Here is a 6,086-nt window from a genome sequence, read left to right on the forward strand (position 1 = left end):
TTTACCTCCACATAAAGTCAAATAACAGTAAAAAATTGAAATTATATCAGTCTTGAAATAATTCCAATTTCTAGTTATCTGTATTATTTTTGATGAGCCATGATGTAGTCCACAGCTTCGTTAATTGTATTCAGCTTCTCTGCATCCTCATCGGAAATTTCAGCATTAAAAGTATCTTCCAGATCCAACACGAATTCAACGAAATCAATTGAATCAGCGTCCAGATCATTTTTAAAATTCAGGTCTCCGGTAATTTTACTTCGGTCGACATCAAATTGGTCAGCCACCAAATCGGCAATCTTGTTGAACACATCTTTTTTATCCATTTTGATAAACACCTATTTCATAAAATTAATTTGCTAATACCCATTATATCAACTATTTACTGCTTTTGATACTATCTTTTATTTGTTTCATTTCATCGGAATGATCAGTGACATATTTGTCTAAATCAGGGATCATATTTGATGAAATAATTTGACGAATTTGGCCGATGGTATTTTTGACTGTATCAGCCTTACTGCTTCCATGGGTCTTAACAACGGGGGCTTTGACACCCAGCAAAACAGCTCCACCGTATTGGGAGTAGTCCATTGAACCGCCAATTTTGTGGAAGGTGTCTTTCAGCATCAATGCACCAAATTTGGCTTTAGTACCATTTGACATGATGGTGTTTTTGATTAATTTGAGCATCGATAATGCGGTGCCTTCAATGCTCTTCAAGACGGCATTCCCAGTGAAACCATCGGTTACCACAACATCGGCAGCACCATTCAACAACTCACGTGATTCAACGTTCCCGATAAAGTTAATATCTTTATCAGCGGCCAACAAATCGTGAACCTTACGATGGTTCATGTCACCTTTGTCAGCCTCGGTTCCGTTGTTTAACAAACCGATCCGTGGATTAGCCACTTTGTTGACGTTTTGGGCATAATATTTACCCATTAATGCGTACTGATAGATGTTTAAGACCTTGGTATCCGCGTTGGCGCCGACATCAATCATCACAAACTTATTTTGAGCTTTGCCGGTAATAACCGGTAAAGTGGTCGTCAATCCAGGTCGGTCGATTCCTTTAATCCGGCCAACAATGAATAACCCGGCAGCTAAGATTGCACCGGTATTGCCGGCTGAGAAGAAGGCGTCGGCAGTCCCTTCTTTTACGGCTGTCGCAGCCAAAACGATACTGGATTGTTTCTTGGTCCGAACAGCTTTGACGGGTTCATCACCCATTTCAATCACTTCATCGGCTTGGATAATTTGAATCCGGTCATCATTTTTTAAGTACTTTTTGATCTGATCGGTTTTGCCGAATAATTGGAATTCAACATCTGAATAAGCATCTCGAGCTAATTCAATTCCTTCAACAACTTCTTTTGGGGCGTAATCGCCGCCCATTGCGTCAACTGCAATTTTCATAATTAACTCCTATTTAGTCAGTAGTAATTGTTTCATTATATTTTAAATACTGTGATAATTGTACATTTTCTGGATTTTTTTGCCAATCCTTGTGAACGGTAATGCTTTGAGCTTCTTGGTTGGCAACCTGAAGAATATTTAAATCACCCACCGGGTCGGCCACTTTGAAATCAGGCATTCCGGATTGTTTGCTGCCGGTTATGTCGCCTTGACCGCGTAATTCCAAATCCTTTTGGGAGAGGAAGAAGCCATCGGTACTGCTGGCAACGGCCTTCATCCGTTTTTTACCGATTTCATTTTTCGGATCGGCAATTAAGATACAGTATGACTGGGTATCTCCCCGGCCAACTCTACCACGAAGCTGGTGCAGCTGTGCCAAGCCAAAGTGGTCGGCATCAAATATTAACATCGTATTCGCGTTGGCCACGTCCACGCCGACTTCAATCACGGTTGTGGCAACCAACACCTGAAACTTGTTATCTTTGAAATCCTGCATGGCGGTATCTTTTTCCTGGTCAGACATCCGACCGTGTAAGAGACCAACCGTGTACTGGGGTTCAAAGATGGCCTTGAACCGTTCGAAAATTGCCATGGCATTTTTCATGTCAACAGCTTCAGATTCTTCAATTAAAGGCGTTACAACGTAAATTTGATTTCCGGAATCGAGCTGCTTTTTCACAAATCGAATGGCTGAATCTGTCTTGGCAGACGTGATCCAAGTCGTTTTGATCGGCTTTCTGCCTTTTGGCAGTTCATCGATGACCGAAACGTCCATATCACCATACATCGTGATCGCTAAAGTTCTGGGAATCGGCGTAGCAGTCATTGCCAGCATATTCGTACTGTGGCCCTTCAGACGTAACGCCTGTCTTTGGTTGACACCAAATCGGTGCTGTTCGTCAATCACCGCTAACCCAAGGTCGTGGTAATCAACTTGATCCTGAAAGAGCGCGTGGGTGCCGACAATCAAATTGACTTCACCGTCGGCAATCCTTGGCAGCATGGCTTTTCGAGCCAAACCGGTGGTTGCACCGGTCAATAAGGCAATATTGACGTTAAGGCCGTCAAACATTTGAGCAAACGTATTGGCATGCTGCTCAGCTAAAATTTCGGTCGGAGCCATAATGGCTGCCTGCTTATGAGCACTGATTGCAGCTAAGATGGCAATTGCCGAAACGACGGTTTTTCCACTGCCGACATCGCCTTGCAATAAACGGTTCATTTCCAAAGGTCTTTTCATATCATCCAAAATTTCACTGACAACCTTTGATTGGGAATCGGTTAATTTGAATTTTAAATGACTGATAAACTTGTCGATCAGCTTTTGATCATACGTAATTTTGGCAGCTGGATCTGTTTTTCTGTGAGTTGCTTTAAGCATTTGGACCTTCATGGAAAATAAGAAGAATTCCATGAACTTTGCGTTTCGGAATGCTCTTTGAGCAGCTTCGGGGGACTTTGGAAAATGAATATTTTGAATCGTATCGTGGAAGGATTCTAATCGATATTTTTGTCGAAGTGAAGCCGGCACAATGTCGGTTAATTGACCTTCATATTCATCAAACCCCAACTTTATCAGTTGCTTGATTGTGTTTTGTTTAACTTCTTTGTTACTTGGATAAATTGAATCATAGGTGTCACTTTTATCACCATTTAGAAATTTCATTCCTTGAATTTGATTGCGGTTGCGATCAAATGTTCCAAAAATGATTACTGGCGATTCCAGTTCCAATTGTTTCATCAGCCATGGCTGGTTAAAAAAAGAAACACTATAAATTTCATCATTGATTTTGAGATGAAATGACAGCCGGCTTCGTCGACGCCCAAAGAAGTTGACCGTCGGTTCACTAATGACAATTCCTTTAACAGTCACTTTTTGACCATCGACTGCGGTTCTCAAGTCCTTTAATGAAAGATCATCATATCGGCGGGGATAATAAGTCAGCAAGTCGTTGATCGTATTAATTCCCAACTTATTAAGTGCTGTTAAACGTTTTTCACCAACGCCTTTGAGGACCCCAACCGAATCGCTTAAACTGGTCATACTATCCCTCCCTTACTCATGATATAAATAAAAGCTTGGCCAGTTGTGACCAAACTTTTACAAATTGTTTATTCAACAGAAATGAGGAATGGATAAACCGGCTGATCTCCTTCGTGGATTTCAACCTCCAGTTCGTCATCCAACTTCAAAATGCCTTCCTGCACTTTTTCAGCGGTTGATTTGTCAGTGTCCTCACCATAAATAATGGTGATGGCTTCACTATCCTCATCCAGCATCTTTTTGACCATTTTAACTGCTGTGTCGATCAAATCATCACCAACGGTGGCAATGTCACCATCGACAATTCCCATAAACTGGTCTTTCTTAATTTCCAAATTATCAATTTTGGTATCCCGAATGGCAGTTGTTACCTGACCGGATTTAACGGTTGGCAAGTTGTCTTCCATGGCCTTTTGATTATCTTCAAGGCTGTTCTCAGGATTGAAACCAAGCATTGCGGTGATTCCCTGTGAAATTGTCTTTGAATGGACAATCACGGTTGGAATATCAACGACTTTAGCGGCTTGTTCAGCTGCCAAAAAGATGTTCTTGTTGTTAGGAAGCACAATCGCCTTTTTGGCTTTCGTATTCTTAATTGCGTTAACAATATCTTCAGTACTTGGATTCATCGTTTGACCGCCGCTCACAATGTGATTGACGCCTAAACTTTCGAATAATTGATTAAGACCCTTTCCTGATGAAACTGAAATAATCGCTGTATCGGAAACTGGTTGTTGAGTATTGATACTCTCAGCCTTTTGGATTGGTGAATCCTGTTGAGAATTGTCCTCGTCTTCTTCGATGATGGTCTCTTGTTGAAGACGCATGTTATCGACTTTAACAGTTGCCAAATCACCAAATTCCTGACCCCAGGCAAGAACTTTGCCGGGGTGTTCGGTATGAACATGGACTTTGACAATGTCATCATCATTGATGACTAACAAAGAATCACCTAATTTGGCTAAATAATCATAGAATGTTTGATAGTTAAATTTGTGGTCGACTTCTCGACCCTTGCCGATTCGAACCATGATTTGGGTACAGTACCCATACACGATGTCTTCAGGATTCAGTTTGCTTTGGACACTTTGATCAGCGACCTTGATCATTTGATTCATTTCGGCATCGTTTGGTTGATACTCACCGGATTCGGTTTCGTTTCGACCATTTAATACATCATCAAAGGCTTCAAGGACAAAGACCAGTCCCTGACCACCTGAGTCAACAACGCCAACCTGCTTTAAAACAGGCAGCAGATCAGGTGTTTTTTCCAAGGCTTTTTGAGATGCTTTGTAAATTGCATCCATCACGGCCACAACATCATTGGTCGTTGCGGCGGCCTTTTTACCGGCAGAAGCTGCCATTCTGACAACCGTCAGAATTGTTCCTTCGGTTGGCTTCATAACAGATTTATAAGCAATTTCCGTTCCAGCGATAAATGCGTCAGCGATGTCTTGGGCGCTCAAAGTTGTTTTGCCTTCGGTGGACTTTGAAAAGCCACGGAAAATTTGTGACAAAATAACACCTGAGTTACCACGGGCACCCATTAAAAGGCCCTTTGCCAAAGCGGCAGTCAGATCGCCGACCTCGGTTTTAACGTCCTTATTAACATATTTGTATCCCGAAGCCATTGAGAGGCTCATGTTGGTTCCTGTGTCTCCATCTGGAACCGGGAAAACGTTTAATGAATTGATAAAATCAGAATTTTTATTTAATTTAGTTGCGGCTGCTTGAACCATTGCCGTAAATTCGGTATTCGTAATTTCTGTAACTTTCAACTACCTTGTCCTCCTTGGTCACTTGCGTAATCAGTCGTTCATTACTTGAACGCCCTGAATGATTACATTGACCGAATTTGCAGATACGCCAAGCATGCTTTGCAGATTATACTTAACTTTTGCTTGAACATTTTTGGAAACTTCTGAAATCTTGTTTCCATATGCTACGATGATATAAACGTTAATTTCAATTTCATTATTGTGTTGTTTAACCACAACACCTTTGAAATAGTTTTCACGATTCAGAATGGTGTTGACGTTATCTCTTAGCTGGTTGCGACTTGCCATACCAACGACACCATAATTGTCAGTTGCAGCACCGCCAACAACATTTGCGATAACATTGTTGTCGATGTCAACTGTTCCAAATCTTGTTTTGATTTTGACGGCCATGTGCAGCAGCCTCCTTAATTTTCTATTTACCTATTAACGATAGTTAATATTACCACAATAACGCTAAAAACCAAAGTAAACATAAAGCCTCGAAAAATGACTGTCAAGTATAATTACTTGAAAGAAAAGTATTGCAATATCAATGTATCTATGATAAATTATTCTAGTGTAATGAAACAGACTCTAACACTAAAATCAAAGAGAAGGGAGATTTGTTACCCATGGCAAAGGATTTTATTAACGGTAAGCGTACCCACTTTGGTAACAAACGTTCACACGCTTTAAACTCAAGTCGTCGCAGCTGGAAGCCAAATTTACAAAAAGTTCGCATTCTTGTAGATGGCAAGCCTAAGAAGGTTTGGATTTCTGCCCGAACACTTAAATCAGGTAAAGTTACCCGTGTATAGTAATAACTTGGATCGATTATAATCGATCTTTTTTATTACAGG

The 6,086-nt window shown here is 41.0% G+C and carries 6 protein-coding genes; 1 reads left to right on the forward strand and 5 read right to left on the reverse strand.

Going from position 1 to position 6,086, the window contains the following annotated elements:
- Window positions 1-83: 83 nt before the first annotated feature.
- From acpP to LKE01_RS09015, 5 genes are all read right to left on the reverse strand, one after another.
- Window positions 84-326 (reverse strand): acyl carrier protein, encoded by a 243-nt coding sequence (gene acpP, locus LKE01_RS08995; RefSeq protein ID WP_057962789.1) that lies wholly within the window; start codon window positions 324-326, stop codon window positions 84-86.
- A 52-nt stretch (window positions 327-378) separates the two neighbouring features.
- Complete coding sequence (plsX, locus tag LKE01_RS09000) at window positions 379-1,422, reverse strand: phosphate acyltransferase PlsX (protein WP_057962790.1); 1,044 nt, start codon at window positions 1,420-1,422, stop codon at window positions 379-381.
- A gap of 13 nt (window positions 1,423-1,435) precedes the next feature.
- Window positions 1,436-3,466, reverse strand: a complete 2,031-nt coding sequence (gene recG / locus LKE01_RS09005; protein WP_146979224.1) for an ATP-dependent DNA helicase RecG — start codon at window positions 3,464-3,466, stop codon at window positions 1,436-1,438.
- 68 nt (window positions 3,467-3,534) lie between these two features.
- Window positions 3,535-5,244, reverse strand: a complete 1,710-nt coding sequence (locus tag LKE01_RS09010; protein WP_057962792.1) for a DAK2 domain-containing protein — start codon at window positions 5,242-5,244, stop codon at window positions 3,535-3,537.
- 30 nt (window positions 5,245-5,274) lie between these two features.
- Window positions 5,275-5,637, reverse strand: coding sequence for an Asp23/Gls24 family envelope stress response protein (locus LKE01_RS09015; RefSeq protein WP_054769498.1), 363 nt, complete (start codon window positions 5,635-5,637; stop codon window positions 5,275-5,277).
- A 221-nt stretch (window positions 5,638-5,858) separates the two neighbouring features.
- On the opposite strand from LKE01_RS09015, the gene rpmB reads away from it, so the two are divergent.
- Entirely contained in the window at window positions 5,859-6,044 is a 186-nt protein-coding gene (gene rpmB / locus LKE01_RS09020; protein ID WP_008856832.1) for a 50S ribosomal protein L28, read from the forward strand.
- The last annotated feature ends 42 nt before the right edge of the window (window positions 6,045-6,086 follow it).

It is taken from the genome of Lentilactobacillus kefiri, from assembly GCF_007989105.1.
GTDB lineage: Bacteria > Bacillota > Bacilli > Lactobacillales > Lactobacillaceae > Lentilactobacillus > Lentilactobacillus kefiri.